Below are 15,399 nucleotides of genomic sequence, written 5' to 3'. Positions count from 1 at the left end.
ACGTGATAAAAATGATGGACGGCAGCTTGATGAGCTACGGCCACGAAATGGAACAAAAAATGTGGAATCGAATCAGCGAATTGGAGAATCAGTACGAACAACAAGCGCCGTTGACGAAAGAACAACAGAAAGACTTGATGACCGCAACGAAAATACGGAATCAGTATCGACAACAAGCAACGGAAGTAGCAATGAAGGAACTGCTCAACTAGACGAAAATACGGCCATGTCGTTGTTAAAAGAGGAACTCCTTCAAGGAACAGGAACCGAGCATGGTAAGTATCGGGTTGTTCATTTTTTCAATAATGTAAAATCGCAGTCGTTACGTATTAAATTCTTAAAAGATGAATATGGATACTATGGCCATGCAGGACCAAATCAACCTCATGTGTCGTATTCTTCAAAAGGTGTTTCTATTGATGATATACAATATAGTTGGAAACAGGTTACGCAGACATTGGACGAACTTATTTTCACTAATCAGTATTTAATTGGTGGAGAAACTATTGGCTATCAGCAATATAGAAGTACACTAGATGATGATACATTCATAAAACAAAATGAAACGAAAAACAATAGCGAAAACTCTGAACAAGAGCTTTCGCTATTTGATTTTTCTTCAGATAATGTTGAAGCAGAAAACGTATTAAACACTACAATGACAGTAAGTTCTTCTCTTGAAGAAGAGCAATCCTTGCAAGAAACAGGACAAGCATTCTATTTTCCAGAAACAGAACATTTTTATGATACGAAACCGAAAGAGAAAATTCGAAATAATATAGCAGCTATTCGATTATCAAAAAAGATTCAAGAAGAAAATCGATTAGCTACTCCTGAAGAACAAGTGATTTTAGCTAAATATGTTGGATGGGGTGGTATTGCTGAATTATTTGATACACGTTCTGATAAATATGAAAAAGAACGAGAAGAATTGCGTTCTTTAGTAACCGAAAAGCAATATAAACAGATGCGAGAAAGTGTATTGACTGCATACTATACAGACCCAATGATTATTAAAGAAATGTATCATAAAGTACAAGATTTTGGGTTCACAGGAGGGAAAATTTTAGATCCTTCAATGGGTACAGGAAACTTCTTTTCTGCTTTACCAGATGCTTTAAAAGACCAATCCGAGCTGCATGGAATTGAATTAGATGAAGTTACGGGAACGATTGCAAAACAATTACACCCTGAAGCTGACATAAAAATTAAAGGATTTGAAGAAGTAGGACCTTTAACGGATCAATATGATTTAGTCATAAGTAATGTTCCTTTTGACCAGCAAAAAGTGACGGATAGTCAGTTTGAACGACGTTATTCTATCCACAATTATTTTTTAAGAAAAGCAATTGATAGTGTCCATGATGGCGGAATTGTTGCGCTCATTACTTCAACGAGTACATTAGAAAGTAGTAGTAAACATATTCTTTTAGATATTAGCAAAGAAGCAGAACTTCTAGGAGCAGCTAGACTACCTAATAATGCGTTTAAACAAATAGCAGGAACAGAGGTAACAACTGATATTCTCTTTTTCCAAAAGGATAAAACACTTACAGCAAAACGATTTTATTCTCCAGAGTGGTGTTTTTCTCGATGTTGGAAACATGAAGGGTCAGTTTCTTATAACGAATACTATCATACGCATCCTGAACAAATTTGTGGTGAAATAGATTATAAGAATTATAGAGGGGGAGTACTTACTGTAAACCCTTCAGATACACCTCTATTATTGCAATTAAAACAAGCGTTTGAGCGCATAGAAGGTCGTTATTTTGGTGAAAGGAAAATAGTCGAAGAAATAGAAAAAGCGGATATAGTGGGAAAAGAGGCGCTTTCTATTGACGAAATTTCGTTATTTACACATGAATTCATTGATAATCAAATCTATTACAATGATTCTAATGAAATAGTGAAAGTCGATGTATCAGGGAAAGCATTTGATAAAATGAAACGATTAATTAATATTCGTAATACGTTATTGGATGTGATTGCGATTCAACGAGAAGTTGACTATGATACAGAAACGTTGAAAGAATTACAAGAAAAACTAAATCAATCTTACGATTCGTTTGTTGAAAAGTATGGGTCCATTAATGAAAATCAAAAGGTTTTTGTGAAAGATGATTATTTACCGTTACTTCGCTCGATTGAAGTGCTTGAAAAAGATGGAAGTATTACTAAGTCTGAAATATTTACTCAAGCAACGATTCGGCCTAAAAAAGAGATTAAGAGCGTTTCTTCTGCGTTAGAAGCGCTACATGCGTCTTTGGGCAATCGTTTAAAGATTGATTGGGCGTATATGTCTGATATCTATTCCAAACCTGCAGAAACGATTTTAGAAGAATTAGGGGAGAAAGTATTTCTTGACCCAAATTTATATGATGAATCCAATCTTTTTGGGGAAGGATGGCAAGAAGCAGAAGAATATTTAAGTGGCGATGTGAAAACAAAATTACTTGAAGCAAAAAGAGCGGCAGAAAAGCACCCAGATATTTTTGAACGAAACTTTAAAGCATTACAAGAAGTGCAACCAAGTCCAGTTAAAGCAGGGGACATAGAATTTTCGATTGGAAGTTCATGGATACCAACAGAAATGTACCAGGAATTCATGTATGAAACTTTTGAAACGAGACCTTATTATATCAACTATGATGTGATTAAAATTGAAAAAGATTCTCTTTCGGTTCGCTATTTTATTAAGGGAAAAGGACAAGATAAAAGTGCCGTTGTTACCAATCAATATGGAACAAAGCGTGCGTCTGCGTATAGTATTCTTGAAAATAGTTTAAACCTAAAGAAAGTTGAAGTGAAAGACAAAATAAGAGATGGAGATAAATACAAATATGTATTGAATCCAACGGAAACTGCCTATGCACGTTCCAAGCAAGACCAATTAGAAGAAGTATTCCGTTCGTGGGTATTTAAAGATGAAAAACGTTTGGAAAAACTGCAAGAAATTTATGAAGAACGATTTAATCGCATTGTTCCAAGGACGTATAATGGCGATTATTTAGTGTTTTCAGGCTTAAATGAATTGTATGAGCTACGTCCACACCAAAAAAACGTTGTCGCACGTATTATTCAAAATGGTCGTGCATTGATGGCACATACGGTAGGTGCAGGGAAAACATTGTCTATGATTAGTGCGGGAATGTTAATGAAAGAGCAAGGATTAATTAATAAACCGCTATATGTTGTGCCGAACCATTTAACCAATGAATTTGGGAATGAACTATTGCGTTTTTATCCAGCGAAAAAGGTTTTAATTACAACTAAAAAAGACTTTGAGAAAAAGAACCGCCAAGCCTTTATTTCAAAAATTGCTGTGGGGAATTACGATGCCATAATTATTGGCCATTCGCAGTATGAAAAAATTTCCCTTTCTCCAGAAAGACAAAAAGAAATGCTGGAAGAAGAAATTGCCCAGGTATCAGACGCAATTGCTACGTATCAAATGGAATCTGATGAAGATAGCTGGTCAATTAAGCAAATGATTGCCTTTGAAAAACGTTTAGAAGAACGCTTGGAAAATCTAAATAAATTAGATAAAAAAGATAAGCAAGTCTATTTTGAAGATTTAGGGGTTGATTTTCTTTTTGTAGATGAAGCACACCAATACAAAAATTTGTATAGTTATACCAAATTATCGAATGTTGCAGGTGTGAATTCTTCAAACAGTTTAAGGGCTAGCGATCAAGAAATGAAATGCCGCTATTTGCTAGAAAAACATAATAACAGAGGAGTAGTATTTGCAACAGGAACTCCCGTATCAAATTCGATGTCGGAGTTGTATACGATGCAAAAATATTTACAACCAGATGTGTTAAAACAATATGGGGTGTATCATTTCGATGCGTGGGCGTCTACATTTGGTGAGATTATTTCTTCTTTGGAAATTACTCCTGAAGGCACAGGTTATCAGATAAAAAATCGATTTGCGAAGTTTCATAATTTACCAGAACTTATGCAAATGTATAATTTGATTGCTGATATTCAAACTAAAGATATGCTAAATTTACCTGTACCAAAAATGAAAACAGGAAAGGCACAAGTAATTGTGACAGAGCTGACAACATATCAAAAAGAAAAAGTCGCTCAATTAGCGGAACGTGCAGAACGTATTCGTGCAAAAGAAGTAACGTCCGACGTTGATAACATGTTAAAAATTACGAATGAAGGAAAACTTATGGCGCTTGATCCACGCTTAATGGACGATTATGATTCTAAATGTTATCCAGTTGAAGAATTGAAAGAAACAAAAATTGCTGCATGTGCTAATAAGGTATTTGAAATCTGGGAAAATTCTAAAGAAAGAAAATCTACTCAAATGATTTTTTCAGATTCAGGAACACCTAATCCGCAACGGTTTAATATCTACGATGAATTAAAATTACAACTGATTGAAAAAGGGATTCCAGCAGAAGAAATTGCCTTTATTCATGATGCTAAAAACGAAAAACAACGGGAAGAGATATTTGATGCTATGCGTGAAGGTGAAATTCGTGTCTTATTAGGAAGTACGAGTAAACTTGGTACAGGAACAAACGTGCAGAGAAAATTAATAGCCTGTCACCATGTCGACTGTCCGTGGCGTCCTTCTGATATCGAACAACGTGATGGTCGAATTATCCGTCAAGGCAACGAAAATGAAGAGGTTGAGATTTATCGATACGTCACAAAAGGCTCTCTGGATAGTTTCTTATGGCAAATTCAGGAGCAGAAATTAACGTTTATCAACCAAGTTATGACAGGAAAAGCCGTAACACGTAGCTGTGATGAATTGTCAGATACGGTTTTGGAAGCGGGAGATATGAAGGCCATTGCTTCAGGAAATCCAAAGATTGCTGAAAAAATGAAATTAGATAATGAAATCGCTCGTTTGAAAATGATGCAACGAACATTCATTAATGAAAAAGAAGGCTTAAAATGGCAAATTAAACATGAATTACCTGCGAGAGTCAATTCTTTAAAAGAGACGGTAGCTAAACTAGAAGAGGACAAACAGTTAGTAGAATTACCTGCAAACCAAGAATTTTCAATAACCATCGATAATCAAACGTTTACTGAACGTGCAAAAGCAGCAGAAAAATTGGATGAACTTTGTACTTTGTATAAAAACACGGAGAACTTTACTGAGATTGGTGAGTATCATGGGTTTACAGTAGAAGTAAGAAAAAATTTCCACGAATATGGAAATGTAGATATCCGTATGGTTGGACAATCCAATTACATTGTGAGTAATGCTCTTGGAAATGGATTAGGTGGTATCAGAAAAATGGAAAATGAGTTACAAAGAATACCAAGCTACTATGCAGACACCGTGAATAAACTAGAAATCGTAGAAGATCAATTTTCTAAAGCGAAAGAGCGACAACAAGGAGGATTTCCTCAAGAAAAAGAACTGGAGGAAAAACTAGCGTTGCAAGCTCAATTAAATCAAGAAATTCAAACGACTTTAGAAAGTGAAAAAGCAACTACAGCATGTAAGGAATTTGAACAACCAAACCTTGAATTAGAATACTAATAAAAAAGCCGTCACAATCAATGTGATGGCTTCTTTGTTGGTTGATTTTTTTGTCGGTTTTGTATCTTCTTTGCATAATCTTCTACGTCTTTTTTTAAAAATAAACGCACGGTGCCAGAAGGTGTATTACCCTTTTTTTCAACAAATGGTAATAATTGCTTAGTGTAAACAGATTGAGTAAATGCATAGCTACTTTGCTTAGTGATAGCCATGGCTTCTGTTCTGTTTAGCAAATTTTCTTGACACCATTTTTGATAATGTTCTAGTTTTTCTTCGTTCAAAATACCACTCCTTTCAGTTTATGAAGTAGATTTTTTCAGTTGCTTTGAAGCATATATAGAATGAAAAAGTCGCTTAATTTCTTTTTACTATAACACAAAATATCAGTATATAATAAATTTATAAAAAATACGAAAGAAGGAATGACATATGATGAATAATGTAACTTTAATTGGTAGGCCAACAAAGGACCCAGATTTACGTTATACAGCTAGTGGTACAGCAGTTGCAACTTTTACACTAGCAGTGAATCGTAATTATACGAACCAAAATGGTGATCGTGAAACAGACTTTATCAATTGCGTTATTTGGCGTAAGCCAGCTGAAACGTTAGCGAATTATGTTAGAAAAGGAACGTTGATTGGAATTTCAGGAAGACTTCAAACTCGAAATTATGAGAATCAACAAGGACAACGAGTTTATGTTACTGAAGTTATTGTAGAAAATTTTTATTTATTAGAATCGCGTTCACAAGCAGAAGCACGGGAGCAAAAACAAAAAACAACACAAAATTCTACGACCAATAATCAATTTTCTTCAACTGCTTCTAATGTGGATAATAACGATCCATTTAATGGTAATCCTATAGATATTTCAGATGATGATTTACCATTTTGAGTGCTTTTTCAAGGAACATCCATTTTAATAAACAAGAATGAAAAACGCCTGAAGAATTCAGGCGTTTTTCTACTTAATAAAGTGAGGAAATATAATGAAAAAAAGATATAGCATTTGGATATTTTTAATTTCGTGTTTAAGTATTTTTTTATTAGTCGGGTGTAGTGCGCAGAAATCTATTAATAATTCTTTAGAACAAATAGAGCGGTCAGTCCAGCACTCTAATCTCAAAGATAATTCTTCAGAAAGAATAGCTGTAGATTTTGTTCGACATGTGGATGGGGATACGAGTGTTTTTCTTGTAAATGGCAAGGAACAAAAAGTGAGGTATTTATTGATAGATACTCCTGAGACAATGAAGCCGAACACGCCTGTTCAACCATTTGGTAAAGAAGCCAGTAATCGAACAAAAACATTGTTAAGTAATGCGAAAGAAATTCAGCTAGAATTTGATGAAACGAATAAAACAGATCGCTATGGTCGATTATTGGCGTATGTGTTTGCGGATGGACAGTTGTTGCAGGAAATATTAGTAGGCGAGGGCTTAGCAAAAATTGCTTATGTGAAAAACAAAGAAGCAAAATACCTAGAACAGCTAGAAGAAAAACAAGCTTTAGCCCAGCAACAACATTTAGGTATATGGTGTAAATAAAAATATGTATAGAATATTTATCTATAGATGAGGGTGTAAAAAAAGAGAGAAGATTATTGACAAAAAACAAAGTTAATGGTAAATTTGATATGTAAACAGGTAACTTGAGTACTCTGTTCGGCAACGATGAATATAGTGTGCTGGAATGCATTGTATTACTGAGCCATAGTAGGGTTGTGTGTGGACACCTCAAACCAGTAAAGAAAACACTCATTAATTATATCCATTATGAAGGAATTCGTAAGAATTCCTTTTTTTTTAGGAGAAACAATATGTGTGATCAATTATTTAATGCAGCACAAAAATTCAATATTTTAATGGAAAGAGAGTATCATTTTCTTTTGGGGCGTAAAGGGAAGTCTAAAACTGTGAAACTTAACTTTTGTGCAGAAAATTTTTTTCATTTAGTCGGTATACACAAACTGAATGATATAAATCAAAGTAAATTAAGGGCAAAAGAATTTTTTTTTAAAGCTTTAGCAAAAAAGATCACTTTAGAAGATTTAGGTAAATCTTCAAAAATTAATACTATCATGGATAGATTATATATTGTTGAAAATTTAGATTTAATTTTGGCACAAAATAATGAATATTTTCAGTTTAGAGAAAAGGTAATATTAAATAGTAAAATTAATTGGGATTTGTTAATAGAATTTTGTACAGATGAACTTGAAGGATACCTTTTTTTGGATGAGTATAGAAGGAATAAAGGAACTTTTTTTTGTTGTAGCTGCTTTTCTAAAGATAGAAATGATTATGCTTTTAAGCAAATAAGGTGGACATTACTTAAAGTAGAATATATTCAAAATGGAATTGAATTGCCAATACAAGTTTATAAAAGTAAATCTTATAAAGAGTAATTTTTATTGATTTATTTAATAAATTAATTAATCTATATGTAAAAAATTATCAAAACACCAACTTGTTATCTTGTTATTAAGTTGGTGTTTTGATAATTTTTTTGAGATTAGGAAAATTTAAAGTAAAACTATAAGAGAAGTATCAAAAGAACTACAAAAGTAAGTTTGTTTGGAATATAATTAATCATAGTTAACTAAAATAAGATTAGGAGTATTAACTTTGGAAAAGAAAGTAGTTATTTTAGGTAATGGTTTTGACTTAGCGTGTGATTTAAAATCTAGATATAGTGATTTTTTTGAGAACAGAATTGATGAAGAGCTAGTATGTTTATTAAATAGTACGTTTAATGACTTTAAAGATAGATTGAGCGTTGATGGGCTTGGATTTAAGATGATTTTTGAGATTGGAGATTACAAAGAAAATAAAAATTCTGAACAGTTTTATATATGGGCGAATGAAACATATAATAAACTTAAGGAAAGTAAACTTACTTTTTGGGATTTAGTTTTTTATTTCTTTGGTAATAATAGTAATGATTTGCAATGGCAACATGTAGAACAAAGAATGTTAGAATTTTTAAATACTCCAAAAGAGCTAGTAGAAATTCCAAGTCTAAATTTGATTCTATCAGCACTAAAGCATAATTCTCGTCGTAAAGCAAATATAAAAACATTATTTTGTTTGCATTTAGCTTTTTATTTATCTGGTGGCGAAAAAATTTACGATCAAGCAGAATTAATGGATTATCTGCATAAAGAATTACGTTCATTTGAAAAAGGTTTTTCAGAATATATAAAATCTGTTGAAAGTGATGAATATAGAAGAAAGGCTTGTTCTCTTTTGTTAAAAATGTCTAACGCTACTTCAGTACCTAAAATCGAAGATGTTGTAGTATTTAGTTTTAATTATACAAACCCTTTCAAGGTTTATAATCAAAAGCTCTCTGTAGTAAATGTTCATGGTACGGTAGAAGATGATAATATAATTTTTGGCATTGATCAGGAAAGAATTGATCCTAATTTAGATATATTTAGATTTACTAAAACATTTAGACAAATGACGGAAACAAAATTGGCTACTAAATATGAACAAGAAATCTTACCTTCCAGAGATGAAGTAACTGAGATTGCTTTTTATGGACATTCTTTAAGTAGTTTAGATTATTCGTACTTTCAAACGATTTTTGATTATTATGATTTATATGGTAGTAAGGTCTTATTAGTTTTTTATTACAAAGTATATAAAGGAACAACTAAAGAAGCTATGGAATTAGATTTAGCAGATAAGATAAGTAATTTGTTATACAGTTATTCTGAAAGTATTGATAATATAAAAAGAGGAAAAAATTTAATGCATAAATTATTACTAGAAAAAAGATTATTTATTAAAGAAATAACTTCTGAAAGGTGATGTTGTATTTATGGAGGTAACATTTATTTATCTAGATACACCTTGTAGAGATTTAAACGAAAGCAATATAACTGATTTATACACGGTAAAAAAAGAGTTAGCTGATGATGACTCTGTTACGGATATGGCCAAGGAGGTAGCCAAGGGTTATATTAACTGTAACCTAGGTCATGTTAGGGAGACAGAAAGAGATATTTCTGTTATTCTTTTTTTTAAGCCAGTAGATGGACAAGATATTTACAGTACTACCCCTGATTATTATTTTAATGAAAGAGATGAAGTAATATTTTTCGATTTTAATGAAAAAATAAAACACAATTGGACACTAAAAGAACTTAAAAAACTGAAATATAAGGAACATATAAAAAATGATATTTCTGTAGTATATGTAGCTATTCCCCAAGGAATTGGGGCAGGTTTTCTTGAAGAACAAATAATATTATCTATAAAATCTTTTATTTTTGAAAGGTTTATGGGGATGCTTGTTTCAGGAGCAAAAAGTACGCTAAAATCACGTATTTCTAAAATAAAAAACAAAGATATTCAAAAAATAGCAGAACAATGGGTAAAAAAACAGGGCTTGCGATCTGCAAGACAATTACGACTGTTTATTGTAAACAAAGGAAATTGGGAACTTAGCGAGTTAGCAATTAATTTGAACATTACTCAGGAACAGGCAATGCTCCTTTTGGAATCTTTAGGATTTGAATTACAAGGTAATCAATATATACCTAGTTATTCTGAAAAAGCGATTCAAAGAAGACTAGAGTGGGAAAAAAGAGAAAATCTACAATTGACAGAATAATTATTGATATTAGAGTTTTAATATTTTTATTGTTACTTATTTCTAATTAAAAAAAGCGGGTCAGAAACTTTTAAGTTTTTGACCTCTTTATTTTTTCGTGCTATACTTGGAATTATCAAGTGTCAAAAACTTATGTTCAGAAAAGGTGAGGAAAAATTGGCCATTTATGGTTATTCAAGGGTAAGTACTAGTAATCAAGATTACAAAACCCAGATTCAAAAACTAGAACAAGCTGGAGCAGAAAAAATCTTCAGTGAAAAATATACGGGAACAAAAAAAGAAGGAAGAAAAGAATTAGAAGAACTACTATCTATTGTAAAACCTGACGATAAAGTTTTAGTGACGAAAATTGATCGGCTGGCTAGAAGTATCGTTGATTTAAATTCGATTATTTCTTCTTTAAACAACTTAGGAGTGACTATCACCTTCTTAGATAATGCTTTAACCTTTGAGCCAAATAAAAGTGATTCTATGCAAACGTTAATGATGAACATGTTAGGTAGTTTTGCACAATTTGAACGAGACTTAATCGTAACGAGAACCCAAGAGGGAAAACAGTGGCACAGAGCAAATAATAAAAACTACCGAGAAGGACGTCCGAAAAGAGTTCTGAATGATAAATATAAACATGCATTAGAGTTAATGGAAACAAATAGCATGAGAGCAGTAGAAAAGAAAACAGGCATTTCTTTGTCTACTCTTAAACGAATTAAAAAACAAGCTAAAGAAGAACAATTACTTAGTGAAAAATAGATAAGGAGTTATTATGGAAAATAGAGAGAAGATTATTCAGTTGTTGGAAAATCCTTTGGTTTCAGGGTATGGAATAGAAAAAATGTCAAATGGTCGACTCTATTCAGCAAATTTTCAAAGATATAAAAAGCGTATAGAAAAAGAAAAAAAGCCAATGGTTATTTTTGATACAATGTCAGTAAAAGTGGAAAAACTATTATTAGAGTTGGCCGAAGAAGTATTGCGAGTTCAGCCTAAAACAAAACAAGAATATAGAGAAATGGTTGCAAGATATAGTTTTAGAAACGGAGAGATTTAAGATGGTTGTTCGAAAAAAATATGATCATTGGGGAATAGAAATTACTACGTGGAATAAGACAAACGTAGTAGCTTATGTTGATTGTGATTGTGGCCAATTGGCTAGAAGAGAGTTGGGAAAATATAATCATTTTAAGTGTAGTAGCTGTAAAAAAGAATATAAATTAAGCAATGGTTCTTATATAGAAATACGTGCAGAAAAGAATTGAAAAAAGTCGTAAAATTGACAAGATAATAGTGTGCAACAACTATATCCTTAATATAATAGTGTCTGTATGTATGCGTAAAGTAATACCTCGAGTTTTTATGGTTGTTGCTTTTTTATTTTAGAGATGTATAAAACACCATAAATTAAGCTAAATAGCGAATTTTATGGTGTTTTAAGTGAAGTAAAATTAACCAAGTGCAAAAAATAGAAATGTAAAATATAAAACTGGATAAATGTTGATAATACCACCTAAGATAAAAGCAATTTTTTGGTAAGTTTTATATCCTTTTTTATAATTGAAAATAGCTAAAATAAAACCAGTAATTCCTAGGATTAGCCCTACTACTGTTTGTTGAGAATGAATATATAGTTGTGGTGTCAGTACTAAAAGGTTTGCGACTACTCCGAAAAAGAGAATGAATATAGATAGATATTTCTTCATATAGTTTCCTCCTTAAGATTAGTTAATATTATAAAGATTTATACCTATAAGATATGATAAAAAAGCATTAGTAAATATTACTTATTTTCAAAACTTGTTAATCTTTTGTTAGCTTATTATATAAGACCATAAGCTATAGCAATTGCAGGGAATAAGTTGTTTAAAAAGTGTATGGATATGCTTACTCTTAAGTCTTTTGTTTTGTAGTAAGAAACTGAAAGGATAATCCCCATGAAGAAATACATTCCAAAGCTGATAAAATTTGTAGGGCCATGAATAATCCCAAATAAAAAAGAACTGATTAATATTGCTAATAGGGCATTATTTTCTACAAGATATCCTATGATACCTCCTCTAAATACAATTTCTTCCATAATTGGTGCAGCAATTCCTAACAATAAAACCACTAAAACAGGAGATACTCCACTAAATAATTTAATAAGAGTCGAATCATTTGCTGTAGTTGTGTGTCCTTGCATATTTAATAACAATGTTCCACCAATAGCTATGCCTCGATCTATTAATGTTGCTACTAAAATAATCAAAATATTTTTTTTAGTAAGAAATGGATGATTTGTTTTTATAATGTTCATTCTTTTAGCTAAGTAGATTAAAAAAAGAATATTAATAACAACAAGTATGACTGTAACAAGTGTCGAGGAAATATTTAAGTTTTTTTCTCCTGCATCTAAAGATAATTGTTTTATTACTCCAAAAGCAGTGATTCCAATTTGACTAATTATAAATAATATGAAAATTGAAAATATTCTTTTTACATAGTTCATATAATCACTCCTATTAAAACCAATGTTCGTTTTTTCTATTGATTCTTAAATTTAACAGCTGTACCATATGCTACAACTGACTGCATGTCATTACTAATAGATCCAGAGTCGAAACGCATAGCAATAATAGCGTCGGCCCCAATATTTTTTACAATATTTTTAGAATGTGTTGTTACACCAAATACTACATCAAGTGTTTCGTATTCTACACCATATAATTTTTCTGAAGTTATTATGAGCATATTAAAAAACCCCTTTCAAAATTTTATATTATAAATATAGCATATGAAAGAGAGGAAAAAAACTTACAATATTGTTATTTTATAACTTAAAGTAACTGACTAAAATTGATTAGATATAATAAATATTGATCTTATCAATAAATATAACTGTTGTTTTTTTATAGAAGAGAATTAATATAGGCATTCTAAGGATATGAAAAGTATTTAAATTTATTGAATTTCTGATAAAATAAATTTTGGTAATAACCACTTTGCCAATAGTAGTAGTGTCATGAATTTAACCCTCGATTTTAAGTGGTTATTGCCTTTATTCTTATAGGGTGAAATTTTTTATAACTTCTTTATTTCTTTTTTAGGCATTGATAAATTCCTACCAAGATAGAGGCTACATAAAAAAGGCAGATACTTAAGAAGAGTATATTCATGATTTCCTCTTAGTTAAATAAAAGTCATGAATGAGTGTACCAAGATTTTTTAGAGAAGTTAAGATTGAAATGGGAAAGTAAATACGATAAAATTTTTATAGACTGTTACGTTGAAATTGTTCTTCAGAAACTATTTCTTCCATACCACCTACTAGCTAGGTGGTTTTAATCATTATTTTCGGAGGTTATGTTTTGGCCAAAAAAAGTAAAGATTTAATAGATATCGGATCCTTTGTGCATTGTCAATCTGTCATGGGACAAACGCTCAAAGGAAAAATTGAAGTGATAAATCAATATACAGTGATTGTTTTTGATGGAGAATTTCGTCATGTGGTCACGAAAAAACAGTTGAAAGAATTAGGCTATTCTTTGCCAAATAAAAGAAAAAAAATAAGCAGAAAGGAATCCCTCTCTGCTTATTTTTTCGTTCGTATAGATTGTTGATCAAAGTCGAAAAACGCTCCTTCACAGTCGAGAGTTACCTTCTTTTTATCTGAAGATATTTCAGAAATTACTCCATGTAACCCTTCAATAGTCACAACAGCGTCTCCTGGTTGTAAATTGTTTAAAAAATCTTGTCGTTCTTTTTGTTGCTTTTTTTGTGTACGAAACAGATAAAAATACATAGCAACAATAACTAGCAGCATGATAAGCATCGGTTTCATTTCTCCTTGTTAATTTGAAAATTTATATATAGACATCAAGGTTATTTTATAAAAAGAAAGTATTGATGGCAATATTTGTTTCGAATGAAATGGTACAATAATCAGGTAAAAAACAATTGAAATTGATAAATACCAACTTACAAAAATGTTAGGGAAATTCCTTTGTTTTAACATTTACAAAACTATACCAATAGTTCTATAATTTCTATATAGAAGACGTTTTCTAATTTTTATTTTTCGAGGTGAACATTCATGAAAAAGAAATTAGTTAAAGGCTTAGTTATTTGTGGGATGATTGGGATTGGTTTTACAGCATTAGGAACAAATGTAGAAGCCGCCACGTATTACGGAAATGGTGTCTATTGTAATAAGCAAAAATGTTGGGTAGATTGGAGTAGAGCACGTTCTGAAATTATAGACAGAGGCGTAAAAGCATACGTCAATGGATTTACGAAAGTGTTAGGTGGTATAGGTGGAAGATAATAAAAATCAAAAGCTATTTACACTGTTATCAAGGGTATATAATACGTACACATTTGATAATAAGGAAGTAAAAGATGGGCTTTTAGAAGCAGCAAAAGTATTGCAACAAGAAGACTATACTAAATCTATTATTATCATTTACAAAAACCTTGCGAAGTTAAAAGCAGAGCAAAGAATAAAAATACCCGAAATTCGTGAGTTAATGGATTTTATAAAAAAGGATTATCAAAATTTAAGTAGAAAAGAATTGAGAGATAATGATATTGGATATGGATTTGAAGCAATACCGTATATTTTTTAATTAAATGTCTACAAAGTTTTATGTAAATAATTTAATTTTAGTGTATACAAAATTTAGACAAACAACGTTATAAATTCTTATTTTCGAGGTGAACACTAATGAAAAAGAAGTTAGTAAAAGCTTTAGTTATTTGTGGGATGATTGGGATTGGTTTTACAGCATTAGGAACAAATGCAGAAGCTGCCACGTATTACGGAAATGGTTTATATTGTAATAAGCAAAAATGTTGGGTAGACTGGAGTAAAGCAATTACTATTATTGGAAATAATGCAGTTGCAAATTTGGCTACCCGTGGACATGCTGGTTGGAATTATTAAGGAGGTAGTAAAATGAAATGGTTTGCTGGAGGTCAGGATAGAGGAAAGCAAGTTTCCGTCTTAATCAATGAACTACTCAACGAGTTAAATGATTCTCGAAATATTCAGTTAAAACATATTTTGATTGACTATAAAGATAAATTAAATAAGCAACAAGCTTCTGTTCCATTTCTATTAAGTCAACTGAATATAGAAATGGCAAAAGCTATTCAGCATGATTCATCTGAATTATCACTTAAACAAAAAGATATAATAAAAAAAATAACAAGTTTATCCAATATTCGATATGGATATTAGAACATATTAATATGTTATTTTTTATATTTAAGTCC

At 31.2% G+C, this 15,399-nt stretch carries 20 protein-coding genes; 15 read left to right on the top strand and 5 right to left on the bottom strand.

Annotated features, from left to right (window positions below; all coding sequences use genetic code 11):
* Both IGK86_RS14635 and IGK86_RS14630 read left to right on the top strand, forming a co-directional pair.
* Positions 1-212: TnpV protein (locus IGK86_RS14635; RefSeq protein ID WP_438742716.1), on the top strand; the 212-nt coding region annotated here is incomplete at its 5' end.
* Positions 213-226: 14 nt separating this feature from the next.
* Positions 227-5,524 carry an SNF2-related protein gene (locus tag IGK86_RS14630; RefSeq protein WP_438742714.1) on the top strand — a complete coding sequence of 1,766 codons (5,298 nt, stop codon included), beginning with the start codon at positions 227-229 and terminating at the stop codon, positions 5,522-5,524.
* Positions 5,525-5,541: 17 nt separating this feature from the next.
* Here IGK86_RS14630 and IGK86_RS14625 read toward each other — a convergent pair whose 3' ends face one another.
* Complete coding sequence (locus tag IGK86_RS14625; protein WP_057086838.1) at positions 5,542-5,805, bottom strand: hypothetical protein; 264 nt, start codon at positions 5,803-5,805, stop codon at positions 5,542-5,544.
* Between the two features lie 148 nt (positions 5,806-5,953).
* Here IGK86_RS14625 and ssb point away from each other — a divergent pair, with 148 nt between their 5' ends.
* The 8 genes from ssb to IGK86_RS14585 all read left to right on the top strand — a co-directional run bounded on the left by ssb (position 5,954) and on the right by IGK86_RS14585 (position 11,408).
* Positions 5,954-6,421: a single-stranded DNA-binding protein gene (ssb, locus tag IGK86_RS14620; protein WP_010817817.1), complete on the top strand. Its 468-nt coding sequence runs from the start codon at positions 5,954-5,956 to the stop codon at positions 6,419-6,421.
* A 94-nt stretch (positions 6,422-6,515) separates the two neighbouring features.
* Complete coding sequence (locus tag IGK86_RS14615; protein WP_438742711.1) at positions 6,516-7,073, top strand: thermonuclease family protein; 558 nt, start codon at positions 6,516-6,518, stop codon at positions 7,071-7,073.
* A gap of 272 nt (positions 7,074-7,345) precedes the next feature.
* The gene (locus IGK86_RS14610) at positions 7,346-7,933 is read left to right on the top strand and encodes a PBECR4 domain-containing protein (RefSeq protein ID WP_057086840.1); all 588 of its coding nucleotides are present in this window, start codon (positions 7,346-7,348) and stop codon (positions 7,931-7,933) included.
* Positions 7,934-8,153: 220 nt separating this feature from the next.
* Positions 8,154-9,344, top strand: coding sequence for an AbiH family protein (locus IGK86_RS14605; protein WP_223289754.1), 1,191 nt, complete (start codon positions 8,154-8,156; stop codon positions 9,342-9,344).
* A gap of 10 nt (positions 9,345-9,354) precedes the next feature.
* Positions 9,355-10,149 (top strand): hypothetical protein, encoded by a 795-nt coding sequence (locus IGK86_RS14600; protein ID WP_057086842.1) that lies wholly within the window; start codon positions 9,355-9,357, stop codon positions 10,147-10,149.
* A gap of 132 nt (positions 10,150-10,281) precedes the next feature.
* Positions 10,282-10,902, top strand: a complete 621-nt coding sequence (locus tag IGK86_RS14595; protein WP_164973233.1) for a recombinase family protein — start codon at positions 10,282-10,284, stop codon at positions 10,900-10,902.
* Between the two features lie 13 nt (positions 10,903-10,915).
* The gene (locus IGK86_RS14590) at positions 10,916-11,200 is read left to right on the top strand and encodes a hypothetical protein (protein WP_438742708.1); all 285 of its coding nucleotides are present in this window, start codon (positions 10,916-10,918) and stop codon (positions 11,198-11,200) included.
* 1 nt (position 11,201) lies between these two features.
* Positions 11,202-11,408 carry a hypothetical protein gene (locus tag IGK86_RS14585; RefSeq protein WP_014862521.1) on the top strand — a complete coding sequence of 69 codons (207 nt, stop codon included), beginning with the start codon at positions 11,202-11,204 and terminating at the stop codon, positions 11,406-11,408.
* A gap of 186 nt (positions 11,409-11,594) precedes the next feature.
* On the opposite strand, the gene IGK86_RS14580 is transcribed toward IGK86_RS14585, so the two are convergent.
* From IGK86_RS14580 to IGK86_RS14570, 3 genes are all read right to left on the bottom strand, one after another.
* Positions 11,595-11,849, bottom strand: a complete 255-nt coding sequence (locus IGK86_RS14580; protein WP_438742706.1) for a hypothetical protein — start codon at positions 11,847-11,849, stop codon at positions 11,595-11,597.
* Positions 11,850-11,965: 116 nt separating this feature from the next.
* Positions 11,966-12,634, bottom strand: a complete 669-nt coding sequence (locus tag IGK86_RS14575; RefSeq protein ID WP_010709163.1) for a CPBP family intramembrane glutamic endopeptidase — start codon at positions 12,632-12,634, stop codon at positions 11,966-11,968.
* Positions 12,635-12,669: 35 nt separating this feature from the next.
* Positions 12,670-12,876, bottom strand: a complete 207-nt coding sequence (locus IGK86_RS14570; protein WP_438742704.1) for a heavy metal-binding domain-containing protein — start codon at positions 12,874-12,876, stop codon at positions 12,670-12,672.
* A gap of 617 nt (positions 12,877-13,493) precedes the next feature.
* On the opposite strand from IGK86_RS14570, the gene IGK86_RS14565 reads away from it, so the two are divergent.
* Positions 13,494-13,745, top strand: a complete 252-nt coding sequence (locus tag IGK86_RS14565) for a hypothetical protein (RefSeq protein ID WP_438742702.1) — start codon at positions 13,494-13,496, stop codon at positions 13,743-13,745.
* Here IGK86_RS14565 and yajC read toward each other — a convergent pair.
* Positions 13,718-13,966: a preprotein translocase subunit YajC gene (gene yajC / locus IGK86_RS14560; RefSeq protein WP_438742700.1), complete on the bottom strand. Its 249-nt coding sequence runs from the start codon at positions 13,964-13,966 to the stop codon at positions 13,718-13,720. The genes IGK86_RS14565 and yajC overlap by 28 nt on opposite strands.
* A gap of 252 nt (positions 13,967-14,218) precedes the next feature.
* Between yajC and IGK86_RS14555 the strand changes: the two genes are divergently transcribed.
* The 4 genes from IGK86_RS14555 (at position 14,219) to IGK86_RS14540 (ending at position 15,364) form a co-directional block, all read left to right on the top strand.
* Positions 14,219-14,449, top strand: a complete 231-nt coding sequence (locus tag IGK86_RS14555; RefSeq protein ID WP_010818068.1) for a leucocin A/sakacin P family class II bacteriocin — start codon at positions 14,219-14,221, stop codon at positions 14,447-14,449.
* Positions 14,439-14,750, top strand: a complete 312-nt coding sequence (locus tag IGK86_RS14550; protein ID WP_010818069.1) for a hypothetical protein — start codon at positions 14,439-14,441, stop codon at positions 14,748-14,750. Before IGK86_RS14555 ends, IGK86_RS14550 begins: the two co-directional genes overlap by 11 nt.
* A gap of 98 nt (positions 14,751-14,848) precedes the next feature.
* Entirely contained in the window at positions 14,849-15,067 is a 219-nt protein-coding gene (locus IGK86_RS14545) for a leucocin A/sakacin P family class II bacteriocin (protein ID WP_438742697.1), read from the top strand.
* A 12-nt stretch (positions 15,068-15,079) separates the two neighbouring features.
* Positions 15,080-15,364: a bacteriocin immunity protein gene (locus IGK86_RS14540; protein WP_101731859.1), complete on the top strand. Its 285-nt coding sequence runs from the start codon at positions 15,080-15,082 to the stop codon at positions 15,362-15,364.
* The last annotated feature ends 35 nt before the right edge of the window (positions 15,365-15,399 follow it).

The sequence above is a fragment of the Enterococcus sp. DIV1206 genome (assembly GCF_051712485.1).
Classification (GTDB): domain Bacteria; phylum Bacillota; class Bacilli; order Lactobacillales; family Enterococcaceae; genus Enterococcus; species Enterococcus faecalis.
This window is presented reverse-complemented; position numbering and strand designations above follow the sequence as displayed.

What these genes read in the sequence shown, in the direction of transcription:
- IGK86_RS14630 (WP_438742714.1), top strand. Translation starts at nt 227, where the DNA reads ATGTCGTTGTTAAAAGAGGAACTCCTTCAAGGAACAGGAACCGAGCAT.
- ssb (WP_010817817.1), top strand. Translation starts at nt 5,954, where the DNA reads ATGATGAATAATGTAACTTTAATTGGTAGGCCAACAAAGGACCCAGAT.
- IGK86_RS14615 (WP_438742711.1), top strand. Translation starts at nt 6,516, where the DNA reads ATGAAAAAAAGATATAGCATTTGGATATTTTTAATTTCGTGTTTAAGT.
- IGK86_RS14610 (WP_057086840.1), top strand. Translation starts at nt 7,346, where the DNA reads ATGTGTGATCAATTATTTAATGCAGCACAAAAATTCAATATTTTAATG.
- IGK86_RS14600 (WP_057086842.1), top strand. Translation starts at nt 9,355, where the DNA reads ATGGAGGTAACATTTATTTATCTAGATACACCTTGTAGAGATTTAAAC.
- IGK86_RS14595 (WP_164973233.1), top strand. Translation starts at nt 10,282, where the DNA reads ATGTTCAGAAAAGGTGAGGAAAAATTGGCCATTTATGGTTATTCAAGG.
- IGK86_RS14590 (WP_438742708.1), top strand. Translation starts at nt 10,916, where the DNA reads ATGGAAAATAGAGAGAAGATTATTCAGTTGTTGGAAAATCCTTTGGTT.
- IGK86_RS14585 (WP_014862521.1), top strand. Translation starts at nt 11,202, where the DNA reads ATGGTTGTTCGAAAAAAATATGATCATTGGGGAATAGAAATTACTACG.
- IGK86_RS14580 (WP_438742706.1), bottom strand. Translation starts at nt 11,849, where the DNA reads ATGAAGAAATATCTATCTATATTCATTCTCTTTTTCGGAGTAGTCGCA.
- IGK86_RS14575 (WP_010709163.1), bottom strand. Translation starts at nt 12,634, where the DNA reads ATGAACTATGTAAAAAGAATATTTTCAATTTTCATATTATTTATAATT.
- IGK86_RS14570 (WP_438742704.1), bottom strand. Translation starts at nt 12,876, where the DNA reads ATGCTCATAATAACTTCAGAAAAATTATATGGTGTAGAATACGAAACA.
- yajC (WP_438742700.1), bottom strand. Translation starts at nt 13,966, where the DNA reads ATGAAACCGATGCTTATCATGCTGCTAGTTATTGTTGCTATGTATTTT.
- IGK86_RS14555 (WP_010818068.1), top strand. Translation starts at nt 14,219, where the DNA reads ATGAAAAAGAAATTAGTTAAAGGCTTAGTTATTTGTGGGATGATTGGG.
- IGK86_RS14545 (WP_438742697.1), top strand. Translation starts at nt 14,849, where the DNA reads ATGAAAAAGAAGTTAGTAAAAGCTTTAGTTATTTGTGGGATGATTGGG.
- IGK86_RS14540 (WP_101731859.1), top strand. Translation starts at nt 15,080, where the DNA reads ATGAAATGGTTTGCTGGAGGTCAGGATAGAGGAAAGCAAGTTTCCGTC.